This is a genomic window from Comamonas kerstersii (genome assembly GCF_008801935.1).
Taxonomy (GTDB): Bacteria; Pseudomonadota; Gammaproteobacteria; order Burkholderiales; family Burkholderiaceae_C; genus Comamonas; species Comamonas kerstersii.
On sequence record NZ_VZOT01000002.1, the window covers coordinates 106,987 to 132,108 of the forward strand.

Below are 25,122 nucleotides of genomic sequence, written 5' to 3' on the forward strand. Positions count from 1 at the left end.
ATTCATTGTTCATCGTGGGGCGAGGCGGTTTTTCCGTCTCGATTGGGCCAGCCAACAAGGCATTCATCGGGCATTGCGTAGCCAGTCTCTTTTTTCCACGACACACAGCCAACAAAAAAAGCGACCACCAGGGTCGCTTCTTTGTTTTCAGGCTTGCAGACTGAGGCTTACAGACCCAGTGCCGCAATACCGGCCTGTGCCACCTGTGCATCTTCGCTGGACTTCACACCAGACACACCGACAGCGCCCAGCACCTGGCCGTCCTTGACGATCATCACACCGCCTTCGAGCAGTCCGTCTACATAGGGCACGCTCAGGAAAGCGTTGCGGCCGTTGTTGATCATGTCTTCAAACGCCTTGGTGTCCTTGCGGCCCACAGCAGCAGTGCGAGCCTTGGCGGGTGCGATGTGCGAGGAAATAGGCGCTGCACCATCCAGACGCTGCAGCCACAGCAGATGGCCGCCATCGTCCACGATGGCAATCGTCACCGCCCAGTTGTTCTTCAGCGCTTCTGCTTCAGCCGCAGCAGCGATTTTCTTGACGTCAGCCAGCTCCAGTTCGTACTTGTTTTTCATTGCTCAGGGTCCGTAGTAAGTTACAGCGCCTGAGCATACTGATAAAGTGTGAGCTCGCCTGATCCTTGTGCGCAAAACATTCCATACAAAAATAAACAAGGCAAAACCTGCATTCCGCGCATCAGCAATGACGCCGGAACTTCTTGCGCCGCTCGCCACTCTTAGGATGTGTGCCGAAAGCGCATCGCTTTTTTGCAAACAGGAGAAATCACACAATGAACCACCCTATCAACACTTGGGACACTGCAGGCTACGGCATCTCGCAGCAGCAGCGCCACAGAGTGCTGCGCAACACCTACTGGCTGCTGGCCCTGAGCCTGCTGCCAACCGTGTTAGGCGCATGGGTTGGCGTGGCAACCGGCATTACTGCCGGTCTGACAGGCTTCATGGGCCTGATCGTCTTTATGGTCGGTGCCTTTGGCTTCATGTTCGCCATTGAAAAGACCAAGCACTCCGCCGCAGGCGTGCCCGTGCTGCTGGCCTTTACCTTCTTCATGGGCCTGATGCTCTCGCGCCTGATCGCCATGGTGCTGGGCTTTAGCAACGGCTCGCAGTTGATCATGACTGCCTTCGCTGGCACCGCTGGTGTCTTCTTTGTCATGGCATCGCTGGCCACCGTCATCAAGCGCGACCTGTCCGGCATGGGCAAGTGGCTGTTTGTGGGCGCCATGGTGCTGATGGTGGGCGCCATCATCAACGTGTTTGTGGGCTCCTCCGCAGGCATGATGGCCATCTCCATGCTGGCGATCGGTATCTTCTCGGCCTACATGCTGTATGACATCAAGCAGATCATCGACGGCGGCGAAACCAACTACATCAGCGCCACACTGGCACTGTATCTGGACGTCTTCAACGTGTTCCAGAGCCTGCTGGCACTGCTGGGCATCATGGGTGGCGAGCGCGACTAAGCTGGCGCACATGCACCTGCAAGGCTCCTTCGGGAGCCTTTTTCATGCCATGCACACAACAAAATGCTTAAGTTTTTATTCTCCGCTGCCGATAATTGAGCCACATGCCAAAGATGATTCACTCCATTCGTCCTGCTTTCTTGCTGTTGCCAATGACTGCAGCGCTGCTGGCAGGCTGTATCGAACAAGTCCCAGGCCTGGGCCCGGACCCGCGTACCGTAGTGCGTGAAAACGAAGCCAAAGCCATCGGTGGTGCCTGCCGTCATGCCATGCGTGGGATTGAGGACTGCTATGCCCTGAACCCGCAGGCACCCAAGTCCATGATTTTTACGGGCTGGAAAGAGATGGATGAATACATGCGCGAGCACAAGATAGAAGGTATCCCTTCCGTGCTGCCACCCAAAGCCCAGACCCCTAAGCCTGCCGTCGAAGACGAAATAGAGACTGAGTACAAAAGGTCTCGCAGCTAAAGCGCCGAACTTTTTGCTGCGCAGACAAGCAAAGAAAAGCCCGGAAGGCATACACCTTCCGGGCTTTGCCGTTTCAAATCTCAGAACTGCTTATTCAGCGCGCTCGAAGACGGCCATGGACTCCACGTGTGCCGTATGCGGGAACATGTTCACCACCCCCGCAGCCACGCAGCGGTAGCCCGCCTGGTGCACCAGCAAGCCTGCATCGCGCGCCAGGGTGGCAGGATTGCAGCTCACATAGACGATGCGCTTGGGGAACTGCCAGTTCTCGTGGCCCTCCGGCAATGGCGGCAGCAAGTCAGGCTGTTCTTCAGTAGCCACGCCGGTCTGCTTGGCGCCAATACGGATCTGGTGAATATCTGCCAGCGCTTTGGACAGTGCAAACGCACCTTCGCGGGGTGGGTCTACCAGCCACTTGTCCGCATTGCCGTCTGCCATCAGCAACTCAGGTGTCATATTGAACAGATTGCGGCCCACAAAGGTGGTGGGGGCCAGCTTGTCACCTTCAACACGCTGTGCATTGTTGGCAGCATAGTTTTCGTGCGAACGCTGCACCAGCGCATCCGAGCCCTCAATACCCAGCACTTCGCGCGCCATGGTCGCAATGGGCAGGGTGAAGTTACCCAGACCACAGAACCAGTCGATCACGCGCTCGTCCTTCCTGGCATCCAGCAGACGCAGAGCCTTGCTCACCAGCACACGGTTGATGTGCGGGTTGACCTGCGTAAAGTCCGTGGGCTTGAAGGGCATGGTGATGCCAAAGTCAGGCAGGCTGTACGACAGCTGCGCTGTGGGCGCATCCATCAGGTGCACGGTGTCCGGCCCCTTGGGCTGCAGCCACCACTGCACGTCGTACTGCTTGCCAAAGTCACGCAGGCGCTGCTTGTCTGCATCGCTCAGCGGCTCCAGATGGCGCAGCACCAGGGCCGTGACATGGTCACCGCAGGCCACTTCAATCTGGGGGCAGGTTTCGCGTGCATCCATGCTGGCGATCAACTCGCGCATGGGCAGCAGCATGGCGTCCACATGGGGGGGCAGCACCTTGCAGGTTTCCATGTCGGCGATGTAGCGGCTCTTGCGCTCGTGGAAGCCCACCAACACCTTGCCCTTCTTGATCACATAGCGCACTGCCAGACGGGCGCGGAAGCGATAGCCCCAGGTGGGCCCCTCGATGGGGCGCATCATGGTCTCGGGCTTGACCTTGCCCAGGTGCCACAGGTTGTCCTCCAGCACGCGCTGCTTGATCGCCACCTGAGCGCTGACATGCATGTGCTGCATCTTGCAGCCACCGCAGGCACCTTCGTGCAGCCCAAAGTGGGGGCAGCCTGGCTGTACACGCTGCGAAGACTCGCGCTTGACTTCCAGCAGGCTGGCTGCCTCCCAGTTGTTTTTCTTGCGGTGCACATTGGCCGTGACCAGCTCTGTGGGCAAGGCGCCATCGATGAACACCACCTTGCCATCAGGCTTGCGGGCCACACCCTTGGCCTCCATGTCCATGGAGATCACTTCCAGCCAGCCCTCAGGCAGGCTGGGATCACCAGCAGGCATGTCTACGTAATTCGAATCGGGGGAAAGCTTGTCGTTCTGGTCACTCATGATGGGCAACATTGTCTCAGGCTCAGGGCGCTTGTGGACATTGCCCATCAGGAAAACCTGCTGCCGCGTGACATCAAGCACCGGCACTGCCCACCAACGTGGCATGCAACACCTGCGAGCCATCCGTGTGAAATACATGCCCCTGCTGAAGGCGTGCACAGTGCCTGATCAAGTAAGCTTGGCAGTATCCATACTGCCCTGCCATCGCATGCCTGCTGCTTTATTACGCCCTATCCCCCCGCTGCTGAGCGCGCCTTTGCGCCAACGTCCTACCGCTTCAGTCAATGCCTGAGGCGTACAGTCCATGCTGTTTCCATGGGTCAGCCATTGCAAGAATGGGGGATGTCTTGAATAAGAAATTCAAAAAAAAATCGGCCATATATGCCACACTCGTGCCACTTTTTTCTGGATGCACCGGCACAGGGCAGGCACCAGACTTTCTGGTACTGAACTCCTACTTTCCAAGCTGGCTCGTCGGAGCCCTTGTGGCCATGGTGATCACGGTCTGCATTCGCGTGCTGCTCATCAAACTGGATCTGGATGACTATCTGCCCTTCAGATTTTTTGTCTACACAGCGCTTTGGCTGAGTATTTCCATCGTATTTACCTATATTTATTCGCCAAGGTGAAGCCATGACCAGCACCACAGAATCTGCCAGCAAAAAGCCTTTGGCGGCCAAACTCATTGCCGTATTGATTTTTCTGGGCCTGCTAGGAAGTCTGCTCTTTTTCCACCGCCACCAGGAGGACAATGTTTCTTCGGATGATGCGGTCATACAGGCCAATGTCGTCCACATCAGCACAGCCGTACCCGGCAAGATTGCAGAGCTACTGGTGCAAGACGGTGCCCGCGTCAAGCGTGGCGATGTGCTTTTCCGCCTGGAGCCAGAGTTGTACCAGTGGCGGCTTGAGCAGGCACGTGCCGAACTGGCCATTGCCCAGGCTGCGCTGAACACCAAGGGCAGGGTCATCAAGGCCGAATCTGCCAATGCCACCATTGCCCAGGAGCAGATCACACGCGCCAGAACCAACCTGGCACTGGCCAAGCGCACGGTAGAGCGCCTGCGCCCTCTGGTTGCACAAGGCTATGCCACGCAGCAGGAACTGGACATTGCACTGACGGCCGAGCGCGACGCGCAGATCAGCCTGTCCCAGGCTGGCTCACAGAATCAGGCAGCCCAGCATCTGGTCGGTCAGGCCGATGCCGCACTAGCCGCCGTGCAGGTGGCTGAGGCTGCCGTTGCCATCGCCGAAAAAGCACTGCAAGACACCGAAGTCCGCGCCCCGCATGATGGCCTGGTCGTTGGCTTGCGCGTGGCAACCGGAGAACGCCTGCTGCCCGACCAGTCACTGTTCACGCTGATTGAGACACAAAGCTGGTATGCCCAAGCGCTGTATCTGGAAACCGAGCTGACCGACATTCCACTGGGTGCCTGTGCATCCGTCTACGTGCTGGCTGATCCCAAGCGAGAGATCAAAGGCAAGGTCGTCAATATTGGCTGGGGGGTGAACAGTGAAGAAGTCATCAACCTGCCACGCAGCCTGCCCTATGTGCAAAAGTCGCTGAACTGGGTACGTGTGGCACAACGCTTTCCGGTACGCATCCAACTGGACAACCCACCTGCTGATCTGATGCGCATGGGTGCGTCTGCCACCGTCACCATTCGTGCACAGCAGACATGCGAATGAGCGGTTCCACACTGCAGCACTTCCTGCGCACGGAACTGGCGCCTTACGAAGGGCGCCTGGCCATGACCTGGCGCACGGCACTGGTCTGCGCCCTGGTAGCCATGGTCTTCATGGTCTACCAGATTCCACTGGCGCCTATTGCCTGCTATCTGGTGCTGTTTGTCGTCAAGCCCAACTCCACCGACAGCCTGCTCATGGGCATAGGCGTCATTGTGCTGGTGGGCATCATGATTCCCATTCTGGTGGGGCTGGCTGTGCTGTCGGTCGACAGCCTGCTGGTGCGCATGCTCATCCTCTGCATTGGCTCCTTTCTCTTCATGTACCTGAGCGTGGCCAGCAAGGTGGGCGAAGTGGGCAGCATCGTGGCACTGGTGATTGGCTTCATCATGACCTTGGTCGGCATTGCGCCCTTTGGTGAACTGCTGACCCGTGCCATCCTGTACGCGGCACTCATGGCCGTGGCCCCCATGGCCATCATGCTCATTGTGCTGGCCATGCTGGGCCCCTCGCCTGCACGTCTGGCACAGCGCCACCTGCTGCGCCGCAGCCAGACGCTGGCAGCCGTTGTCAAAGGCCACGCGCCTGCCACCGATCTGCTGCCCTTTCTGCGCGAAGGCAATGCAGACATCGACAAGATGCTGCTCTTCACCACGCTGTTTTTCCTGCTACCCAGGCAGCGCCTGCAGCAGCTCAAGCAGCTTGCACTGAGCCAGTACCAGCTCATGGCGGCCTGGAGTGCACTGCCGCCAGACAGCGTGCCCACCGAGCTGCGCACCCGCTGGGGCCAGTATTGCGACCATGTGGCCGATGCTCTGCAGCACGGCCGCTTGCTCGACAAGCCTGCCCACGTGAGCAGCGACCAGCCTCTGCCTGCGCTGCTGCAGGATGTGGAAGCCCGCTTTCAGCATTTGCCAGCCCTGCCGCCCTATGCCATTGAAAAGTCACCACTGCCCAAGGATGGCTTTTTCAACCGTGATGTCGCACACAACAGCAGCTATGCGGAATTCGGCACCAAGGTCACCTTCTGCGCCGTGGTCTGCTACCTGACCTATACCGCGCTGCAATGGCAAGACATTCACACTGCCATGATCACCTGCTATGTCGCTGCACTGGGCACCGTGGGCGAGACCATTCACAAGCTGGTCCTGCGTATCTGTGGATGTCTGGTGGGCGCGGCCATGGGCATTGCATCGATTTACTTTTTGATGCCACACATGACCAATATCGGCCAGCTCATGGCACTGGTATTTGCGGGCTGCATGGTGGCAGCCTGGGTGGCCCAGGGCTCGGAGCGCATCTCCTACGCCGGGGTGCAGATTGGCCTGGCCTTTGTGCTGACCGTGCTGCAGGGCTTTGGACCAGACGTCAAGATTTCCGTAGCCCTGGACCGTATCTACGGCATTTTGCTGGGCAACTTCATGCTGTTTATCGTGTTCACGCAGATCTGGCCCGTCAGCTCGGCCTCACGCGTGATCAAGATGCTGCGCCAGCATATTCGCGGGCTGGACCTGTTCATCCACAAGCCCCAGGCTGCGCTGCAGATGCAGGCTGCATTGCCTGAGCTGCTGCCGCAGCTGCAGACCCTGCGCGAGCAGGTGATCTCCAGCAAATACGAAGCGGCCGTGCTGCACATTCCCGTCTCCGAGCAAACGCGCATGCAGCAAAGCATCAACGCGCTCGAGAGCATTTATCTGCAAACTGCTTTTGGCGAACTATCGCTCGAAGACCCCAAGATTCAAGAACAAGTCCATGCCCTGCAAAACAAAGTCATGGCTGGAGGACTAAGCTGATGCCACTACGCACCTGTTTCCGCTACGGACCTGCAGGCCTTGCTGCCCTGACACTGGGCGCACTGACGGGCTGCACCACACCCGCCGATCTGCGCCTGCCTGAAACACCTGCACAGGCCTGGCAGGCAGACAGCAGCGCCTGGGATCTGCCTGCCCAGTCCAGCACTGCCCACACAGCTGGTGAAAGCCAGGTGTTTACCATCCCTGCTGTTCCAGCGCTGCAGACCTTCAAGCCCAGCGCCATCTACCCCAGCGACACGGCGCTGACCCTGCCGCAGCTGATTGATATCGCCCAGCGCGAGAACCCCAGCACCCGGCTGGCATGGAACCGTGCACGTGAGGCAGCCCTCTCCATCGGCCTGACCGATGCACTGTTTTTGCCTTCGCTGACCGCCAGCGTCATCACTGGCGAGCAGCGCCTGCGCATTCCCGTCAAGCTGCCACTGGAGCTGGGCACGGTGGATGTCGACAACAAGGTCAGCGGCACCACGCCCATGCTGACGCTGACCTGGCTGCTGTTTGACTTCGGTGAGCGCGATGCCATTCGCGAAGGCACGCAGTACGCGGCACTGACCACGAATATTCTGTTCAATGCCGCACACCAGAAGGTCATCCGTGACGTCACGGATGCCTACTACCGCTACAACGCTGCGCGCACCAATACGCAGCTGGCGCACAAGTCGCTCAAGCAGCACGAGCATGTGCTGCAGGCGGTCACTGCCCGTCTGGAAGGTGGACTGGCTACCCGCATTGATCTGGCGCTGGCCAAACAGGCACTCGCACAGGGCAAGCTCAATGTCGTCACCCATGAGGGACTGGAGCGCTCCAGCTATCTGGCACTCATGCAGGCTGTGGGGTTGCCGCCCGACACCCAGCTGCAGGTGGCAGCGCCAGGACTGCAGGAACTGCCCGCCTCCTCCGCCCCCCTGACGCAACAGCGCATCGAGCAAGTCATTGCCCAGCGCGCAGATATCGCTGCCGCCTATGCGGCCGTCAAGATTGCCGATGCTGGTCAGCGCGCTGCCAAAGCCGCCTTCATGCCCAAGGTCTACATGGGTGCAGGGCTGGCCAAGAACAGTTCCACCTTCCAGGCCGGCAATCTCTCAGGCCTGGGCGTGCAGAACACAGGGTCTGGCGTGCTGCTGGGTATTTCCATTCCGCTGTATGACGCCGGCCTGCGCTCTACCCAGCTGAGCAAGGCCGAGCTGGCCAAAGAGCAAGCCCAGCTGCAACTGGAGCACCTGCAGATGACGGCCGTGCGCGAAATTGTTGCGGCAGAGCAGGTACTGCAGACAGCACTGCAAAGCCATGAAGCAGCCACAGAGCTGGTGGAAACCGCTAGCGTGGTGCACGATGCCTCACTGGAGGCCTACAAAGTCGGGCGCATCAGCACCGTGCTGCTGACTGAGTCAGCCATCCAGCTCAACAAAGCCAACCAGGCTCTGGCTGAAGCGCAATATGCGGCCGTAGCCGCCGCAGCCAATCTGGCCTTTGTCATGGGCACCATGGTGTCTGCCGATGCCAGCTGGCTACCCACGGCTAGCAGCACCTCTTTGCCAGAGACGCCAACCGCTACCATGCTGCCTGCACTGCCCAGCCGTTCACAGCCATAACTGCCTAGACCCAGCACACCAGCCCTGCCATGCCGCCTTGTTGCGCCATGCACCGATTTCTTTGAGGAGAACACCATGTGCACATCGTTGCTCTACACAGATGCCAACCATGCCCCCTATGCCGGCCGCACCATGGAGCTGCCCATGGAGCTGCCCTACAAGCTGGCCTACTTTGCGCCCGGCTCCGAGTTTCAATCCACGGTCAAAGGCCATGCCCCACTGAACTACCAGTCGAAATACGCCTTCATTGCCGTGACCGTGCCTGACCCTGTCTCCAAGGACCAGAAGGTGGCAGAAGGCATGAATGCAGCCGGCATGAGCTTCAGCCTGCTGGCCTTTGCCAGCACCGAAGGCCCACAGGACCAGCTGGACAAGACACAGTCAGCGCTGGCAGCTATTGATCTGGGAGCATGGACACTCGCCAATTTCGCTACCGTGGCCGAGGTCAAGCAGGCACTGGAGCAAACGCCCGCACTGGTCACCGCACTGCTGCCCTTTGGCGTGCTCAAGACACCATTCCACTACACCCTGCACGATGCCACGGGGGCTTCCATCGTCATCGAGTTCGCCAACGGGCAGCAGAACGTCATCGACAACCCGATTGGCGTGATGACCAACGGCCCGGAATTCCAGTGGCATCTGACCAATCTGAACAACTACACCTTTCTGAGCAACAAGGACCAGTCCAGGCTCACCATCAAAGGCGTGCAGCTGCAGCAGCCAGACTCTGGCATCGCCACCGTGGCTCTGCCTTCGTCCAACACCTCGGTCGGTCGCTTTGTACGTGCTGTGTACTACGCCACATTTGCCGAGAAAGCCAAGACGCCAGAGCAGGCACTGGTTACGCTGGCGCATGTGATGAACAACTTCGACCGTCCGCGCGGCATCACGGTGGATGAGCGCTTCAAGGCAGGCCTGCAGGACATGACCGCCCCCGGCGTCACAGGTAGCCTACGCTATATCTCGGAGTACACCTCCTGGACGGCGCTGTCGGATCTGAAGCAGCGCAAGTTCCACATCCGCAGCTACAACGCCTTGAACTACATCAGCATCGATCTGCAGCAGCTGCAGCAATCAAACGCAGCCAGCAAGTACCTGGAGCTGGCCACGTTTGCCACGCAGGCAGGCGACATCACCAGCGCCTTTCAGTAAGCAAGCCTCCGCCATCAAAAAAACCTGCATCAAATACCGATGCAGGTTTTTTTACGAGAAGCACTCGGCAAGCTGCGATTACTTCACATAGTTATCGACCAGCAGATGCTCCACGTCTTCTGCGCGGCCGCTGATCAATGCCTTGGCGGCGTACAGCGTGGTGCTGACCACCTGGCTGGCCTGCACCGTAGGAGGCATGACCAGCTCAAACGGTGAGGTATGCACGCTCAGCAAGCCCGGGCCGGGCTGTGCCAGCAGCTCACGCACGCCGGCTTCCACCTCATCGGCCTTGCGCACACTGCGGCCCCACATGCCCAAGGCCTGCGCCACCGCACCAAAGTCAGGATTGACCAGGTCGGTGTAGTTGTTCAGCAGGCCATCGACCTTTTGCTCCAGCTCCACAAAATTGAGCGAGCCATTGTTGAGCACCACGATCTTGATGGGCAGTTTTTCCTGCAGCGTAGTGATCAAGTCGCCCATCAGCATGGCCAGACCGCCATCGCCCGACACGGAAATCACCTGCCGCCCGGGGAATGCCTTCTGTGCGCCCAGCGCCTGTGGCATGGCATTGGCCATGGTGCCATGCAGCATGCTGGTGAGCGTGCGGCGTTTGCCGTTGACCTTGAGGTGACGCAGCAGCCAGGCCATGGAAGAGCCGCAGTCGGCTGCAATGATGGCGTCTTCTGCCGCCAGTTCGCTGATCACACGGTAGACATGCTGGGGGTGAATCACATCACCCTTGCCCACGCGCTCCTGTGCCTCCAGCGTCTTGAGCGCATGTTCACGGTGCTTCAGACAGGTCTGCAGGAAGCTGTCATCGGTCTTTTCGGTCAGCAGCGGCAGCAGGGCCTGCAGCGTAGGCACGATATCGCCCACCACACCCAGATCCACCGGATGGCGGCGGCCCAGGTGCATGACTTCCTTGTCCACCTGGATGATGCGCGCCTTGTTCGGGTAGAACTGTGACCAGGCAAAGTCCGCGCCGAGCAGCAGCAGCGTGTCGCACTGCTCCATCATCTCGTAGCCAGAGGAAATGCCCAACAGCCCCGTCATGCCCATGTTGAAGGGGTTGTCGTATTCCACAAAGTCCTTGGCGCGCGAGGTATGGCCAATCGGGGCCTTGAGCTTGCTGGCCAGCGCAATCAGCTCATCGTGCGCACCTTCCACGCCAGAGCCACAGTAGATGGCGACCTTTTTGCCCTCTGTGAGCAGCTGTGCCATGGCCTGCAGCTCGGTATCGGAAGGACGCACCACAGGCTGCGGCACATGCACGTTAAAAGGCAAGCTTTCCGGCACCTCGGCGCTGCTCACATCCACCGGCACGACCACCAGCGCCACGCCACGCTTGTTCAGCGCAGCCTGGCAGGCCTGCGTCAGAATGCGGCGCGCTTCGCTGGGGTGGTTGATCTGCTGGGCAAATACCGTGCACTCACTGTAGACCTTGAGGAAATCCACCTCCTGCGGGAACTGCGTGCCCAGCTGCGGCGTGCCCAGCTGGCTGGCAATCAGCACCAGTGGCGAGCGGTTGCGGTTGCTCTCAAAAATACCATTGATAAAGTGCAGGCTGCCTGGGCCACATGAGCCCGCACACACCGCCAGCTGCCCTGTCAAAAGGGCATCAGCACCTGCGGCAAAAGCACCTGCCTCTTCATGGCGCATGTGCACCCATTCCAGCTTTTTGCTCTTGTGGATGGCATCTGTAAAGTAGTTCAGCGTATCGCCCACAATGCCATAACAGCGCTGCGCACCTGCCTGCGCCAGAATCTCCACCATCAAATCCGCTACACGTTGGGTCATTCCTGCTCCCTTTGAGTCACTTGTTAAAACCAGTTGCATTGTTTGCCTGACGCATTGATTGTTCAAGCCTGAACTGCTGCAGGCTGTCAGCCAATCCCTGATATGCCAACTGTTTGTACAGCAGGCAGGCGCGTTACGATCCAGCCCATGAAACCTCAGCTCTACATACTTACTGGCGCTTCACGCGGAATGGGTCTGGCCATGGCCCGTCAGATCCTCGAACAGGGCCACCACCTGATCACCATGGCACGCCATCGCAACGACGCACTGGAAGCCGTGGCCCAGACCCACCAGGCCACGCTGCAGCAGTGGCAGCATGATCTGTCTGCTCCCGATACGGCCGCCCAGCAACTGCGCAGCTGGCTGGCTGCACAGGAAGCCAGCCGTTATGCCCGTGTGGTGCTGATCAATAACGCTGGCGTCATTCCCCCCATTGCACCGCTGTCGCATACGGACTGGAGCGCTATCAGCCACGCATTGCGTGTGGGTCTGGAAGCCCCCATGCTGCTGACCTCGGCATTTTTGCAGGCGACGGAAAACTGGAGCATTCCCCGCCGGGTGCTCAATATTTCCTCTGGCCTGGGCCGCCGCGCCATTGCTTCGCAGGCCACTTACTGTGCCGCCAAGGCTGGCATGGACAACTTCTCGCTGTCCGTAGCGCTGGATGAAGCCAGCAAGCCCCATGGCGCCAAGATCTGCTCACTGGCTCCTGGAGTGATTGATACTGACATGCAGCTGCAGCTGCGCAGCGCCAGCGTGGAGGACTTTCCGGGCGTCGGCCGCTTTGCGGACCTCAAGGCCAATGGCCAGCTCACTTCGCCCGAAGCAGCAGGCGCCCGCGTTCTGGCCTGGCTGGAGCGCGAGAACTTTGGCGATCCTGTGATTGCGGATGTGCGACAGGCCTAAACTTGGTTGATTGGCTCTGCTTGATTCGCGCTGCATGGCTTCGTGCGATGCGCACAGAACATCCTGAGCCGATGCCGAATCGGAATGTATTTTTTGCAGCGTTTGATCTTGTACAAACAATTACGGCGCTAACATTCACACATCCCAAGAACCTGTCTGAGTCAAGTGGGCCACACCGCGCTGTGCGATCTGATCGGTCAGCACAGCCCGTGATCATCCCGCAGGCAACCCCTGCGGGCTATATACAGACAGGTTCCATAGAGGAACTCCGCGCCAGATGGTGAACACCCTTTCGCTGTCGACAGGCCCACAAATTTGCTTGAAAGCAGTTTCCGCTCTGCTGTGTGTTGCACAGGGCCTGCTGCTGTTTTAGATACCTGTGTTCTGGAGAGACTCTCATGTACCGCAAACTGATCACCTGCACTGCCTTGGCGTTGACTGCAGGTGTTGCCGCCCCTGCCTTTGCCCAAGACGCTGCAGACTATCCCAGCAAGGCCATTCGTCTGGTGATTCCATTTCCTCCCGGTGGCGGCACAGACATTCTCTCCCGCGTCGTCGCCAACAAGCTGACCGAAGCCACTAACTGGACCGTTGTTCCCGAAAACAAGGCTGGCGCAGGCGGCACCATCGGCATTACGGAAGCTGCCAAGGCTGCACCTACCGGCTATGAGATGGTGATGGGCCAGAAAGACAATCTGGTGCTTGGCCCCTACCTGTACAAGAGCCTGCCCTGGCACCCCGTCAAGGACCTGACCCCTGTGGCACACGTGGCCTATACACCTGTGATCATCGCCACCAGCGTGAACTCCCCCTACAAGACGATTGCAGATGTGGTGGCTGCCGCCAAGGCCAAGCCCACCCAGATCACCTACGGCTCGCCTGGCAACGGCACCAGCATTCACATCGCTGGCCACCTGTTTGAAAAGGCTGCCGACATCCAGCTGACCCACGTGCCCTACAAGGGCTCCAACCCCGCGCTGATGGATGCCATCGCGGGCAATGTGGACCTGCTGGTGTCTTCCGTGCCATCGGCCATTGGCCAGATCAAGGCTGGCAAGCTGCGCCCCCTGGCTGTGACTTCTGCCCAGCGCGCCACTTCGCTGCCTGATGTGCCCACCATGCAGGAGCAAGGCATCAAGGACTTTGACGTGAGCACCTGGTACGGCCTGTTCATGCCCGCTGGTACACCTGCAGCCATCACCGCCAAGATGAATGCCGAAGTGAACAAGCTGCTGGCCCAGCCCGCCGTGCAGGAAGCCATTCTGGCCCAGGGCGCAGAGCCCAAGGCCATGAGCATTCAGGAGTTTGAGACCATGTTCCGCGAGGACTTTGCCAACTCCGAAGCGGTGGTGAAGGCCTCTGGCGCCGTGATCCAGTAAACACAGGCCACTTGCCTGTCAAACCCCTGCCTCATCCGCAGGGGTTTTTTATTGCCCGCTTAAAGGCCCAATTCTTTCGCCGCTGCCTTGATCTCCGCCAGCTGGAACTCCTGCACCGTGTGCTTGGAAGCAATCGTGCGGTTCTCAGGGCCTGCTACCAGCAGCCAGGCAGTTTCACCCTCTTCCACGGGGTGGGGCATGGCAAACATCAGAAATTCGCAGTCAATGGCCCAGACGTCGTCCACCTCCATGTCCTTGCACTCGGCAGGAATGTGCATATAGGTGACCTGGTGCGAGACAGCGCGCAAAAAGTCGTCGCTTTGCACTTCATCGGCGTCAGCCGCGCCTTCTACAGGGTTGACGTAGCGAATCAGCGGCGTGCTGCTGAAGGCGTTGTGCTCCCATTCCTCGTGCTCGCGCTGGAACATCAAAGTGGCTTTGCCGGTGAAAGCAAAACCTGAGGGGTCATCGCCCATGCGGTAGGCGCGTGCAGCGGCCACGGCCTGGGCGTAGCTGTCGTTGTCAATGGCGACCACGCGCAGGTCCTGGGTGATATCGGTCATGAAAAGTCCTTAAAAAACAAGCCCGACCCAGCAGTGGATCGGGCTGTGGTGTGGGTGATGGTGTTTTTTGGCTGAAGTGACGCTCAATACTGCAGCTGCGCCCAGACCTTGTCCAGACGCTTGGCGCTGACCGGATACGGCGTGCGCAGCTCCTGCGCAAAAAAGCTCACGCGCAGCTCTTCCAGCATCCAGCGGTATTCCTGCATGCGTGCGTCCACCTGCCCCTTGCGCTCGGCCACGAGACGCCAGTAGCGTTGCTCCAGCGGTTGCAGCTCCTTGAGCTTGGCGGCATCACGCGCAGGGTCGGCGCGGTATTTGTCCAGGCGCGCAGTGATGGCCTTGAGGTAACGCGCATAGTGGCCCAGCTGCGTCCAGGGTGCGACGGCGATGAAGTGCTTGGGCATCAGCTTGCCCAGCTGCTCTGCCGCATCCTTGGTGGCATCCGGCGCGTTCTTGGTGTCCTTGATCTTGCGCGCCGCCGCAGCGTACTCGGTCAGGATGACACCGGCCATGCGCGCCACTTCGTTGGCAATCAAGGTCAGGCGGCCACGGCCATCCTGCACACGCTGCTTGAAGTCGGCTTCGCTGGCAGGCAATGGGTCTTGCAAAAAGGCGCGGTCAATCGCCACATCAATGATCTGCTGGCGCAACTCTTCCTGCGTACCCAGCGGCATATAGGCCACGGCCATTTTCTGCAGGTCGGGGATGTTCTTTTCCAGGTACTTGAGCGCATCCTTGATCTGCAGCGCAAACAGGCGGCGCAGGCCTACGCGGTGCTTGGCGGCGGCCACTTCAGGCTCGTCAAACACTTCGATGCCAACTTCTGTGCCGTGGTCGATCAGGGCGGGAAAGCCAATCAGCGTGGTGTTGCCCTTGCTGATTTCCATCAGCTCCGGCAGCTCACCAAAGGCCCAGCTCGTGTAGCGCTGCTCGGCTTTTTGCGTGGGAGCAGCCTTGGCCGACTTCTCATTTTTAGGAGCTGCTTTCGCTTGCTGCTGCTTGTTTTCAGATACTTTTCTATCTGAATTGCTTGATTGATCAGCGCTAGCAGCTACTTTTAATGCAGCAAGCGCCTGGAAGGCCCCGCGCGCCTTGGCACCCCACTCTGCCTTGAGTGCAGCCAGATTGCGGCCCTGGCCCAGCTGGCGGCCATGCTCGTCCAGCACGCGAAAGTTCATGAACAGGTGCGGGCTGAGCATGTCCAGCTTAAAGTCTGCGCGCTTCACATCCAGCGAGGTCTCATCGCGCACCTGCTTGAGCAGCACATCAATCAGGCTGCCCTTGGCCCAGCGCTCGGGCTGGGTGAACAGCTCGGCCAGCCGCGTCGCGCTTTCAGGCAGCGGCACAAAGCGGCTGCGCGGGCGCTGCGGCAAGCTCTTCAGAAGCGCCTGAATCTTGTCCTTGAGCATGCCGGGCACCAGCCACTCCGCACGCTCTTCGCTCACCTGATTGAGTACAAACAGCGGCACGCTCACCGTGATGCCATCGCGTGCGTCACCGGGGCTGTGCAGGTAGCTGGCCGTGCAGTCCACACCGCCGAGCTTGACCACCTTGGGGAAGTTTTCGGTGGTAATGCCTGCGGCCTCATGGCGCATCAGCTCATCCCTGGACAAGCGCAGCAGCTCCGGCTTGCCCTTGCTTTCCAGACGGAACCACTTGTCAAAGGTAGCGCCGCTGTAGATGCCCTTGGGGATGTGCTGCTCGTAGAAGGCGTAGATCAACTCATCGTCCACCAGCACGTCCTGCCGGCGAGACTTGTGTTCCAGGTCCTCAATCTTGCGCACCATCTTCTGGTTGGCCGCCAGGAAATGCCAGTGCGTATCCCACTGCCCTTCGACCAGCGCCTGGCGGATGAACATGGTGCGTGCCGCATCGGGGTCCACGCGGCCATAGCTGACGCTGCGGTTGTTGTAGACCACGATGCCATAGAGTGTGGCGCGCTCCTGCGCCACCACATCGGCCTGCTTCTTAGACCAGTGCGGATCGAGCAGCTGTTTTTTCAGCAGATGGGCGCCGACTTCTTCCAGCCACTGCGGCTCAATCGCCGCAATGCCACGGCCATACAGGCGCGAGGTTTCGACCAGTTCGGCCGCCACAATCCAGCGCCCGGGCTTTTTGGACAGGTGCGCACCGGGGTGTGGGTGGAACTTGATGCCACGCGCGCCCAGATAGGCTTCGCTTTCTTCGCCCTTGTAGCCAATATTGCCCAGCAGGCCAGACAGCATGGACAGGTGCACAGCGTCATAACCTGCAGGTTCGTTATTGATGAGCCACTTCTGCTCTTTCACCACGGTGAGCAGCTGGCTGTGAATATCTCGCCACTCGCGCACACGGCGGATATTGATGAAGTTCTGGCGCAGCAACTGCTCCCACTGGCGGTTGCTGAGCTTGTGGGTGTCGGCCTCCTGGTCTTCCGCCGGGTTGAACAGCGCCAGGCGCTCTTCCACCGAGCCTTCCACCTGCCCACCGCTGGCACGCTGGCTCACCGGCAAAAAGGCCTGGTTGCGTGCGTTGGGTTTGGCAGCGGGGGCATTTTGTGCGGCCATTTCCTTGCGGCTTTTGGCCACCACCTTGCCGCCGCGCGCATCCTGCAGCCACTTCCACAGACGCAGATAGCCGGTGAACTCGCTCTTGTCGTCATCAAACTTGGCATGCTGCTGATCGGCCTGCTGCTGCGCTTCCAGCGGCCGGTCACGCACGTCCTGCACAGACAGAGCAGCGGCAATGATGAGCACTTCAGCCAAGGCTCCGCGCTCGCGCGCCTCCACAATCATGCGGCCCACACGCGGGTCCAGCGGCAGGCGCGACAGCTCCTTGCCCATGTGCAGCAGATTGCCGCGCTCGTCCACCGCGCCCAGTTCGGCCAGCAGCTGGTAGCCGTCAGCAATCGCGCGGCCCGAGGGTGCTTCCAAGAACGGGAAGTTCACCACATCGCCCAGACCCAGCGACTTCATGCGCAGGATCACGCCTGCCAGCGAAGAGCGCAGGATTTCCGGGTCAGTAAATGGGGGGCGGCTGCTGAAGTCTACCTCGTCATACAGGCGAATACAGATACCGTCTGCCACGCGGCCACAGCGGCCTGCGCGCTGGTTGGCTGCTGCCTGCGAAATCGGCTCGACCAGCAGCTGCTCCACCTTGCTACGGAAGGAATAGCGCTTCACACGCGCCGTGCCTGCGTCAATGACGTATCGGATACCTGGAACTGTGAGCGAGGTTTCGGCCACATTGGTGGCCAGCACAATGCGGCGGCCCGTGTGGCCATCAAAAATACGGTCCTGCTCGGCCTGTGACAGGCGCGAGAACAGGGGCAGTACCTCGGCACTGCGCAGTGCAGGCTGGTGTTGCAGATGCTTGCGCAGGTGATCGGCCGCCTCACGGATCTCACGCTCACCGGGCAAAAAGACCAGAATATCGCCGCCCTTGGCGCCGCCGTTCCACAACTCATCCACGCCATCGGCAATGGCGTCATTGAGGTCGTAGTCTTTCTTTTCCTCAAACGGGCGATAGCGCACTTCCACCGGATAAGTGCGACCCGAAACCATGATGACCGGCGCTGGCCCCTTGGGGCCTTCAAAATGCTTGGCAAAGCGCTCGGCATCGATGGTGGCCGAAGTCACCACCACCTTCAGGTCGGGGCGCTTGGGCAGGATCTGCTTGATGTAGCCCAGCAAGAAGTCAATGTTCAGGCTGCGCTCGTGCGCCTCGTCAATGATCAGCGTGTCGTACTGTTTGAGCAGCGGGTCGGTCTGCGTCTCGGCCAGCAAGATGCCGTCCGTCATCAGCTTGACGGAAGCGCCCTTTTGCAGCGTGTCCTGAAAACGCACCTTGTAGCCCACCACCTCGCCCAGCGGCGTGTCCAGCTCTTCGGCAATGCGCTTGGCCACGGATGACGCCGCAATACGACGCGGCTGGGTGTGGCCAATCAGATGGCCTCTTACCTGGCCATTGGCATCGGGCTGCGCATTGACCTTGCCTCTGCCAAGTGCCAGCGCAATCTTGGGCAGCTGTGTGGTTTTACCCGAACCCGTCTCACCACAGACGATGATGACCTGGTGGCGGTCCATGGCCTCCATGATTTCTTCACGGCGGCTGGATACGGGAAGCGATTCGGGGAACGTGATCTTCAAAGGCATAAGGGGCGTAATTATCCCCGTTGCAGCTCAGCCATGCTGCCTGCAAGCCTTGCAACCTGCGAGCAGGAAGCTTGGGAATCCAGGGAGTGCGGATCAGTCGCGCTTTTTGCTGTCTACAAAACCCAGCCCCGCACCAAAGTCTGCGCCCTGCTGGGTAAAGGAGTAGCCAATGTCAGCGCCAATATAGGTTTTGTGCTTGGCCAGATAGGCCAGCCCCACATTGGGGCGCAGGCCATGGTCACTGAATGAGTAATCCACCCCGATATAGGCGGCACCCTTTTGTTCCTTGTCGGTAGAAAACAGCTTGATGCCTAGCGCTGGCCCCGTCATGGGCTTGGGGCCGCCGAAAGTCCAGGTCACCCCTGCCCCCACGGCAGTCCCTGCCATGGCCGAGGCAGATACCACCACGGCAGCCAGCGCCAGCCCCAGCTGCTTCATGCATTTGTATGGCATTGCAAACCTCCAGTTCCTGTTGCACCGTGCATCCCGCGCCCATGCCCGGCACGTATGTGCGCATGGTGTACCAGCCTGCATAGCCGTTTTGTCAGGCAAGGTGCAGGATGCATTTCCTTACGGTCTGGTGCGCAGGCTCTGGGGGTTCTGCAGCTGTTGCTATGCTCTGCGGCTCTGTCCTGCGCTGACTATCCGCATCCTTCCGGTTTTCATCATGGTTTTTCTGATTGCTTTCGCGGCACCACTGCTGGCCCTGTGGCTGTGGTATCCGCTGTTTCGCGCCCAGCGCCGTGCTTTCTGGTGGCTGCTGGGCATCAGCACGCTGCTGATCATCAGCCCCGCACTGCTGATTCTGGCCATGCGCAACGAATGGCTGCCCTATGAGCAGCTGGCGCCCCTGCAGCTCATCTGCGGCGGTCTGTTTGCTGCAATGGGCATGGGGCTGGTCTGGGCGCTGGTGCGCGATGTGCTGGCCCTCATCCTGCGTCTGGCACGCGGGCGTGGTGGTGCACGCCCCGTGCTGGCACCACGCAACACCTGTGTGGTGCTTGGCATCAGTCTGCTGCTGTGCGGCTATGGACTGATCCAGGGCACGCGTGTACCAGAGGTGCGTGAGCACCGCATTGCCCTGCCCAATCTGCCTGAGGCGCTGAAAGGCCTGCGCATTGGTGTGCTGGCAGATATCCATGCCACCCCCGTCAACAATGCCGAATATGTGCAGGCACTGGTCGAGCGCCTGAATGCTGCACAGCCCGACATAGTGGTGCTGCCCGGCGACATGGTCGATGGCGATGCAGCCACCCAGTCCAAAAATATTGCCCCACTGGCTGGCCTGAAAGCACCTCTGGGCGTATGGGCTGCCCCCGGCAACCACGAGTACTACAGCGGCTTTGATGCCTGGGCCAAGATTTATGGCCAGCAGGGCATGCACTACCTGGTCAACCAGGCCCACGTCATGGACGTGCGTGGCCACAGGCTGGCCATTTCTGGCGTGGGCGATCCCGCCTATGGACGCCTTTCCCGACAAAACGCAGACCCCAGCAAGCCCGAAGGCGTGCCGCCTGATATTGAAGCCGTGGCCGCACAGGCCAAGGCCGCAGGGGCTGAGTTCCACATCCTGCTGGGCCACCAGCCCAAGATGGCACGCAGCTATGCCCCGCATGGGGTGGATCTGCAAATTGCAGGGCATACCCATGGCGGTCATATCAAGGGCATGGACCAGTGGCTGGTCGCCCCCGCCAATGACGGCTTTGTCAGCGGTCTCTATGAAGTGGGCCCCATGCGCCTGTTTGTGAGCAATGGCGCAGGTCTATGGCCCGGTTTTGCTGTGCGACTGGGTGTGCCTTCGTCGATTGATGTGCTGGTGCTGGAGCGCGCCAGCCTCTGATCGGCTTCGCCCAGCCCCCGTGATGCCAGACAAAAAGCCCAGGTGCATGCACACCTGGGCTTTTTTGCGCCTGCTGCGGCCATTATTTGGTCTGTAGTGCCTGCTGCAGCTGGGCCAGCACCGCCAGATCATGCCCGGCTACGCGCCGTACCTTGGCCGCCAGTGCGGGGGGCAGCCTAGGCTGCTGGGCCAGTGCCTGCCAGGCCTGCTGCAAGCCTTGCGGAACACCCCCTTCTGCGCGCTCCAGCTGCCACTTGGACAGTCGGCGCAGCGCCAGCTCTGCGCGCCGCAAGCTACGGGCGGGGGCCTGCGCACCCTGTGTGCTGCGCCAGTGCTGCAGCTGTTCCACGACGGACTGCGTGCTGCGCAGCGCCATGCCATAGCTGGGCAGCAAGGAACGGCTGGCCCACTGCGTCTTGTCTGCCCAGCGCATCAGGCGCAGCACCCGGTGGTGCAGCTGTGCGCGCCACTGCGCATCGGGCGTGCCGCCCTGCAGTGCCTGTACGGCGGCAGCAGGCAGCTGCTGCCACATCATGCTCAGCAGGTGGCGCATGCGCACCACAGCCTGCGTGGGGTAAATCAGCCGGTAAATGCCCCAGGCCAGCGCAGGGCCGGCCACAATGGCCAGCGCCAGACTCAGATGGGCCTGTGCGCCCAGGGTGTCCGGAAAGCGTGGCGCCAGCAGGATAAACATCACCATATTGGTGTCCATGGCCCCCATGGCCGTGCGGCGGTGGGCAAACAGCAAGCCGCCCATCAGGGCAAAGGGCAGCGTCATCCAGACCATGTCCCAGGAAGATGAGGCCAAGGGCCATACGCACAGCTGGCAGATCAATGCCAGCACCGCACCAATAATCTGGCCGCGCAGCACATACAGCATGGTGCGGCTGGGGCTTTCAAATGAAGAAAACACCAGCAGCATGACCGACAGCCCCAGCAGACAGAAAGCCATGACGCTGGAGCCCGTCCAGGCCCATGCCGCCCCCACCAGCAGCATGGTGCCGCCGGTGCGCACACTCGCCTGGCGCGCACCCATCCAGTCACGGTGCAAGGGTGTCACAGGAATGGAAACACTGGTGCCCTCACCCACTTCCTGCTGCCCCAGATCATGCTGCTCGGCATGCAGCCCCGCCTGCACGGCCTGCAGCAGCGCCGCCACCTGGGCCAGCACCTGGTTGCCCACCGTGTCAGCAGCTATCTGGCGCTGCACCAGCTCGCCCGCCTGCTGCACGACACGGTAAAGCTGCGCTTCGTCCGTTCCAGGCGCGTGCTGCAACTGCTGCACCACGGCCTGCAGTACAGGCAAGAGCTGCGCCGCTGCGGTGGGCGTACACAGTGTCTTGCTGGACAGCCCTTGCGCCAGCCATTGCAGCTGGTAGAGCAGCTCCATGGCCTGGCTTTGCTGCCAGTGGATGGCCTGTGCCGTGCGGCGTGCACGGGCTGAGCCTTCGGGGTACAGATCCAGCAACTCATCCACCTCGGCAAGGCGGCTGAGCAACACAGCGCTCTCGCAGCCTGCAGGGCGTGGTTGGCCCTGCATCTGCGCCATGGCAGCCTGCAGCACCTGGGCCAGCGTCTGGCGGCTCTGACCAATCAGCACCATGGCCTTGCGCCGCGGCGCAAAGCACCATGACACACACAATGCCGCAGCCACGCCCGTCACCACGGTGAGCATGCGGTCCCAGGCCAAGTCGGTAATGCTGGCTGCCGGGCCGTGGTGCAGCAGCACCACCATGGCGGCCGAGTAACCCGCCAGCATCCAGCCGTAGACCATGAAGCCGCGCTGTGCATTGCCCCAGAACGCGCACAGCGCACCCCACGCCGCCAGGCCCAGCGCCAGCAGCCACAGGTTGTCCTGCGCCAGCAGCACCAGACCCACGGCATAGATCACCCCCAGCAGCGAACCGGCAAAGCGGTACATACCGCGCGAGAGCAAATGCTCGCGCAAGGGCTGGCTGGAAGCCCAGGCCGACATGGCCGCCCAGTTGGCATGCTCCAGCCCCATGGCCTTGGCCACCACAAAAGCCACAAAGGCGGCCAGCGCCGTGCGCAGGGCAAAGACCAGCACCTGCGAGTTAAAACCTGCACGCTGCGCCCATTGCTGCCAGCCAGGCTGCGCGGCAGCAGAAACCGTGACACTCATGCCGCCACTCCTTCTGCACGGTCTTGCTGCTGCAGGGCGCACAGGCGCTCGTGCAGCAGCATCATGCCAGCGTACAGCTGTTCAATGACAGCGCTATCCATGCCTGCGAGCAGCTGGCTTTCGGCCTGCTGCAGCTTGGCACGCACATCCGCCACCATCAGATGGCCCTGCTCGGTCAGCAGCAGCTGCTTGTTGCGCCGGTCTGCCGCATCCTGCTGGCGCTGCAGCAGGCCGCGCTGCTCCAGCACATCCACCACCCGCACCAGGCTGGAGCTGTCCAGCCCCACGCGCTGGGCCAGCTGCTTGAGGTTCAGGGGCTGGGCTGCGGCATGCAGGTGAAACAAAGGTGCCCAGGTGGCATCCGTGAGCCCCAGCTCACGCAGGCGCACTTCCAGCACGCTGCGCCAGGTACGGCTCACGCCCATGAGCAAATGACCAAAAAAAGGCTGCTCAGTGGCAGCCTGTGTGTGCATCACAGAAGAAGACATGCGTTCAGTTCGAATACGGATAAATAATTTGCATTGCAAACTATTTTATTCACCAAGCATTCAAACCGCTGGTGCGCCAGGCCTTCCCCCTTCAAAACATAGCGGTTTGCGCAGATCTATACAGCGTTTGCAAGCATTTTTCATCTCAAATCCGCATAAAACCTGCGCTATCCGCTATCAGTTTTCCACCTTCACCACAGCCCCAGTCGCGTAGAAATGGCCGCCAGCCACATAGTGCAGGGTGCGCAGTGCATCCGGGGCGTGCTCAAACTGCCAGTGCCCGTTGGCAAACACGCGCACATCAGCCCAGGCGCCCTCCACTTCGCCAATGAACAGGTCATAGGCCTGCTGGTTGTGCGACTCGGGAATCAAACGGCACTCCAGCCACGCAGCACAGCCGGCCACCAGCGGCGTGCCATGCAGGGGTGAGGCAAACAGCGGCACGGCGTGCTGCTGCAGCTTGTCGGGCATCTGGTGGGCGGAGGTACTGCCCAGCGCCACCGTCAGCGCGGCCTGCGGCACCGTAGGCAGCTGCAGGGCAAAGCGGCCGGACTGCTCAATCAGCCCGCGTGTGAAGGCGGCCTTGTCAATCACCACCGTCACCTTGGGCGGGTGGAAGTCCAGCGCACAGGCCCAGGCGGCTGCCATCACATTGGCCTGCCCGTCATGCTGGGCCGAGACCAGCACCGTGGGGCCGTGGTTGAGCAGGCGGTAGCACTTGTCCAGCGCCACAGGCGCAAAGTGCTCGGGCAAAGAAGCAGAGAAATCAGAACTTGGCATGGCTGCCATTGTGGCGCGGCGCAGCCATGGCCTGCAGCGTCAGTCTTTGCTGCGCTGCTGTTCGGCATCCACCGCCTGCTGCACCTCACGGTAGAACTGCTCGCGCGCCTTCATGGCAGCCGGGTCACGCGCGCCACCGGCCCAGTTGGCGTTCGTGACAATCACCAGCTCGCGCTGGGGGTCGATAAAGATGCCCTGCCCAAAAATGCCCCGCGCGGCGTAGCTGCCATCGTCATTGGTCCACCACTGGTAGCCATAGCCATAGCCATGCCCGGGCCGGCCAATGTCGGCCTGCTTGGTGGTGGCAGCCTCCCACCAGCCATCAGGCACGATGCTTTGGCCATCCACCTTGGCGCCATTCAGAATAAACAGGCCCATGCGGGCATAGTCACGTGGTGAAGCCTGGATGCAGCAGCCGCCAATTTCCTGCCCGGTCTTGCTCACCAGCCAGGTGGCATCGTGCTCCATACCGGCTGGCCCCCACACCTTTTCGGCCAGATAGGTGGCCAGCGGCTTGCCCGTGGCCTGCTGCACCAGCGTGCCCACCAGATTGGTTTCCCCTGTGCTGTACAGCCAGCGCGTGCCGGGCGGCGCTGCGCGCGGCAGCTGGCGCATATAGCTGACCAGGGCTTCCTGCCCCGCTTCGGGCTGGTGGTTGTTAAAGCGCGCAACATCGGACTGCGGGTCGGCATAGTCTTCGTTCCACTGCACGCCAGACGTCATGGTCAGCAGCTGGCGCACGCTGACATCGTCATAGGCCGAGCCCTTGAGGTCAGGAATGTAGTCACTGACCTTGTCATCCAGACTGCGGATATAGCCATCCTTGAGCGCAGCGCCGACCAGCGTCGAAGTAAAAGACTTGGCCACGGAAAAGCTGGTCCAGCGGCCCGCGCCATCAAAGTCCAGCCCATAGCGCTCCAGCCGCAGTTTGCCGCCCTGCACGATGAGCAGCGCGGCACTGCGCTGACCCGCCATGAAGGCATTGATATCTGTGCGCAGCGGCAGCGGCTCTCCGGGCGGCAGCGGTGATGGCGTGCCGCTCGCTGGCACCATATGCGAGCGCGCCAGCAGCGGAATGCGGTCCAGCGCACGGAAGGCCGCGTCGCGCTGCGGCTCAGACCAGAACAGCAAATCACGGTTCGTCGGGAACGTAGCCAGCAGGCCCCGCGTTTCCTTGTCCAGACTGAACCATCCCCCTACGGCAGCGGCCCCTGCCACCACCAAAGCGCCCAGCGCTAATTTTTTCCACTGCACCTGTGTCTCCTGTCTCCGCCTTGTTCCGGCTTTGCCTGCATTGTGC

20 protein-coding genes are annotated in these 25,122 nt (G+C 60.7%); 10 read left to right on the plus strand and 10 right to left on the minus strand.

Features of this window, described 5'->3' with window-relative positions; all coding sequences use genetic code 11:
- Positions 1-167: 167 nt before the first annotated feature.
- Positions 168-575 carry a GlcG/HbpS family heme-binding protein gene (locus F7P80_RS03625; protein ID WP_054067648.1) on the minus strand — a complete coding sequence of 136 codons (408 nt, stop codon included), beginning with the start codon at positions 573-575 and terminating at the stop codon, positions 168-170.
- A 215-nt stretch (positions 576-790) separates the two neighbouring features.
- Between F7P80_RS03625 and F7P80_RS03630 the strand changes: the two genes are divergently transcribed.
- The gene (locus F7P80_RS03630) at positions 791-1,483 is read left to right on the plus strand and encodes a Bax inhibitor-1/YccA family protein (RefSeq protein WP_054067647.1); all 693 of its coding nucleotides are present in this window, start codon (positions 791-793) and stop codon (positions 1,481-1,483) included.
- Positions 1,484-1,587: 104 nt separating this feature from the next.
- Positions 1,588-1,953 (plus strand): hypothetical protein, encoded by a 366-nt coding sequence (locus F7P80_RS03635; protein ID WP_054067646.1) that lies wholly within the window; start codon positions 1,588-1,590, stop codon positions 1,951-1,953.
- Between the two features lie 90 nt (positions 1,954-2,043).
- On the opposite strand, the gene rlmD is transcribed toward F7P80_RS03635, so the two are convergent.
- Positions 2,044-3,501 carry a 23S rRNA (uracil(1939)-C(5))-methyltransferase RlmD gene (gene rlmD / locus F7P80_RS03640; RefSeq protein WP_114070964.1) on the minus strand — a complete coding sequence of 486 codons (1,458 nt, stop codon included), beginning with the start codon at positions 3,499-3,501 and terminating at the stop codon, positions 2,044-2,046.
- 395 nt (positions 3,502-3,896) lie between these two features.
- Between rlmD and F7P80_RS03645 the strand changes: the two genes are divergently transcribed.
- The 5 genes from F7P80_RS03645 (at position 3,897) to F7P80_RS03665 (ending at position 9,793) form a co-directional block, all read left to right on the plus strand.
- Positions 3,897-4,178, plus strand: coding sequence for a YtcA family lipoprotein (locus F7P80_RS03645; RefSeq protein WP_170265330.1), 282 nt, complete (start codon positions 3,897-3,899; stop codon positions 4,176-4,178).
- Positions 4,179-4,182: 4 nt separating this feature from the next.
- Positions 4,183-5,238: a multidrug transporter subunit MdtN gene (mdtN, locus tag F7P80_RS03650; protein WP_054067644.1), complete on the plus strand. Its 1,056-nt coding sequence runs from the start codon at positions 4,183-4,185 to the stop codon at positions 5,236-5,238.
- On the plus strand, positions 5,235-7,028 hold the full coding sequence (locus F7P80_RS03655) for an FUSC family protein (protein WP_170265331.1): 1,794 nt from the start codon (positions 5,235-5,237) through the stop codon (positions 7,026-7,028). The genes mdtN and F7P80_RS03655 overlap by 4 nt, the downstream gene beginning before the upstream one ends.
- Positions 7,028-8,641: a TolC family protein gene (locus tag F7P80_RS03660; protein WP_151042869.1), complete on the plus strand. Its 1,614-nt coding sequence runs from the start codon at positions 7,028-7,030 to the stop codon at positions 8,639-8,641. The genes F7P80_RS03655 and F7P80_RS03660 overlap by 1 nt, the downstream gene beginning before the upstream one ends.
- Before the next feature lie 75 nt (positions 8,642-8,716).
- Entirely contained in the window at positions 8,717-9,793 is a 1,077-nt protein-coding gene (locus F7P80_RS03665; protein WP_151042872.1) for a linear amide C-N hydrolase, read from the plus strand.
- Between the two features lie 78 nt (positions 9,794-9,871).
- On the opposite strand, the gene F7P80_RS03670 is transcribed toward F7P80_RS03665, so the two are convergent.
- Positions 9,872-11,590, minus strand: coding sequence for a thiamine pyrophosphate-dependent enzyme (locus F7P80_RS03670; RefSeq protein ID WP_151042875.1), 1,719 nt, complete (start codon positions 11,588-11,590; stop codon positions 9,872-9,874).
- 147 nt (positions 11,591-11,737) lie between these two features.
- On the opposite strand from F7P80_RS03670, the gene F7P80_RS03675 reads away from it, so the two are divergent.
- Together F7P80_RS03675 and F7P80_RS03680 are read left to right on the plus strand one after the other, a co-directional pair.
- A complete protein-coding gene (locus F7P80_RS03675) occupies positions 11,738-12,496 on the plus strand; it encodes an SDR family NAD(P)-dependent oxidoreductase (RefSeq protein WP_151042878.1) in 759 nt (252 codons plus the stop codon).
- Between the two features lie 398 nt (positions 12,497-12,894).
- Positions 12,895-13,875, plus strand: coding sequence for a Bug family tripartite tricarboxylate transporter substrate binding protein (locus F7P80_RS03680; RefSeq protein WP_054067638.1), 981 nt, complete (start codon positions 12,895-12,897; stop codon positions 13,873-13,875).
- Between the two features lie 59 nt (positions 13,876-13,934).
- Here F7P80_RS03680 and F7P80_RS03685 read toward each other — a convergent pair whose 3' ends face one another.
- From F7P80_RS03685 to F7P80_RS03695, 3 genes are all read right to left on the minus strand, one after another.
- Entirely contained in the window at positions 13,935-14,438 is a 504-nt protein-coding gene (locus F7P80_RS03685) for a hypothetical protein (RefSeq protein ID WP_151042881.1), read from the minus strand.
- Positions 14,439-14,521: 83 nt separating this feature from the next.
- Positions 14,522-18,571, minus strand: a complete 4,050-nt coding sequence (hrpA, locus tag F7P80_RS03690) for an ATP-dependent RNA helicase HrpA (protein ID WP_151042884.1) — start codon at positions 18,569-18,571, stop codon at positions 14,522-14,524.
- A 93-nt stretch (positions 18,572-18,664) separates the two neighbouring features.
- Complete coding sequence (locus tag F7P80_RS03695) at positions 18,665-19,024, minus strand: hypothetical protein (RefSeq protein WP_151042887.1); 360 nt, start codon at positions 19,022-19,024, stop codon at positions 18,665-18,667.
- 214 nt (positions 19,025-19,238) lie between these two features.
- Between F7P80_RS03695 and F7P80_RS03700 the strand changes: the two genes are divergently transcribed.
- Complete coding sequence (locus tag F7P80_RS03700; RefSeq protein ID WP_151042890.1) at positions 19,239-20,411, plus strand: metallophosphoesterase; 1,173 nt, start codon at positions 19,239-19,241, stop codon at positions 20,409-20,411.
- A gap of 82 nt (positions 20,412-20,493) precedes the next feature.
- Here the strand turns inward: F7P80_RS03700 and F7P80_RS03705 are convergent, their stop codons facing one another.
- The 4 genes from F7P80_RS03705 to F7P80_RS03720 all read right to left on the minus strand — a co-directional run bounded on the left by F7P80_RS03705 (position 20,494) and on the right by F7P80_RS03720 (position 25,076).
- Positions 20,494-22,554 (minus strand): FUSC family protein, encoded by a 2,061-nt coding sequence (locus F7P80_RS03705; protein ID WP_151042893.1) that lies wholly within the window; start codon positions 22,552-22,554, stop codon positions 20,494-20,496.
- Positions 22,551-23,042: a MarR family winged helix-turn-helix transcriptional regulator gene (locus tag F7P80_RS03710; RefSeq protein ID WP_054067632.1), complete on the minus strand. Its 492-nt coding sequence runs from the start codon at positions 23,040-23,042 to the stop codon at positions 22,551-22,553. Before F7P80_RS03710 ends, F7P80_RS03705 begins: the two co-directional genes overlap by 4 nt.
- 177 nt (positions 23,043-23,219) lie before the next feature.
- Positions 23,220-23,795: a flavin reductase family protein gene (locus F7P80_RS03715; RefSeq protein ID WP_211371992.1), complete on the minus strand. Its 576-nt coding sequence runs from the start codon at positions 23,793-23,795 to the stop codon at positions 23,220-23,222.
- A 66-nt stretch (positions 23,796-23,861) separates the two neighbouring features.
- Positions 23,862-25,076 (minus strand): serine hydrolase domain-containing protein, encoded by a 1,215-nt coding sequence (locus F7P80_RS03720; RefSeq protein ID WP_249041366.1) that lies wholly within the window; start codon positions 25,074-25,076, stop codon positions 23,862-23,864.
- Positions 25,077-25,122: the final 46 nt, after the last annotated feature.

Bases quoted from the DNA above. Each gene is read 5' to 3' on its own strand.
- mdtN (WP_054067644.1), top strand. From the start codon at position 4,183: ATGACCAGCACCACAGAATCTGCCAGCAAAAAGCCTTTGGCGGCCAAA.
- F7P80_RS03710 (WP_054067632.1), bottom strand. From the start codon at position 23,042: ATGTCTTCTTCTGTGATGCACACACAGGCTGCCACTGAGCAGCCTTTT.
- F7P80_RS03625 (WP_054067648.1), bottom strand. From the start codon at position 575: ATGAAAAACAAGTACGAACTGGAGCTGGCTGACGTCAAGAAAATCGCT.
- F7P80_RS03655 (WP_170265331.1), top strand. From the start codon at position 5,235: ATGAGCGGTTCCACACTGCAGCACTTCCTGCGCACGGAACTGGCGCCT.
- F7P80_RS03680 (WP_054067638.1), top strand. From the start codon at position 12,895: ATGTACCGCAAACTGATCACCTGCACTGCCTTGGCGTTGACTGCAGGT.
- F7P80_RS03685 (WP_151042881.1), bottom strand. From the start codon at position 14,438: ATGACCGATATCACCCAGGACCTGCGCGTGGTCGCCATTGACAACGAC.
- rlmD (WP_114070964.1), bottom strand. From the start codon at position 3,501: ATGCCTGCTGGTGATCCCAGCCTGCCTGAGGGCTGGCTGGAAGTGATC.
- F7P80_RS03700 (WP_151042890.1), top strand. From the start codon at position 19,239: ATGGTTTTTCTGATTGCTTTCGCGGCACCACTGCTGGCCCTGTGGCTG.
- F7P80_RS03670 (WP_151042875.1), bottom strand. From the start codon at position 11,590: ATGACCCAACGTGTAGCGGATTTGATGGTGGAGATTCTGGCGCAGGCA.
- F7P80_RS03665 (WP_151042872.1), top strand. From the start codon at position 8,717: ATGTGCACATCGTTGCTCTACACAGATGCCAACCATGCCCCCTATGCC.
- F7P80_RS03630 (WP_054067647.1), top strand. From the start codon at position 791: ATGAACCACCCTATCAACACTTGGGACACTGCAGGCTACGGCATCTCG.
- hrpA (WP_151042884.1), bottom strand. From the start codon at position 18,571: ATGCCTTTGAAGATCACGTTCCCCGAATCGCTTCCCGTATCCAGCCGC.
- F7P80_RS03660 (WP_151042869.1), top strand. From the start codon at position 7,028: ATGCCACTACGCACCTGTTTCCGCTACGGACCTGCAGGCCTTGCTGCC.
- F7P80_RS03675 (WP_151042878.1), top strand. From the start codon at position 11,738: ATGAAACCTCAGCTCTACATACTTACTGGCGCTTCACGCGGAATGGGT.
- F7P80_RS03695 (WP_151042887.1), bottom strand. From the start codon at position 19,024: ATGCCATACAAATGCATGAAGCAGCTGGGGCTGGCGCTGGCTGCCGTG.
- F7P80_RS03705 (WP_151042893.1), bottom strand. From the start codon at position 22,554: ATGAGTGTCACGGTTTCTGCTGCCGCGCAGCCTGGCTGGCAGCAATGG.
- F7P80_RS03635 (WP_054067646.1), top strand. From the start codon at position 1,588: ATGCCAAAGATGATTCACTCCATTCGTCCTGCTTTCTTGCTGTTGCCA.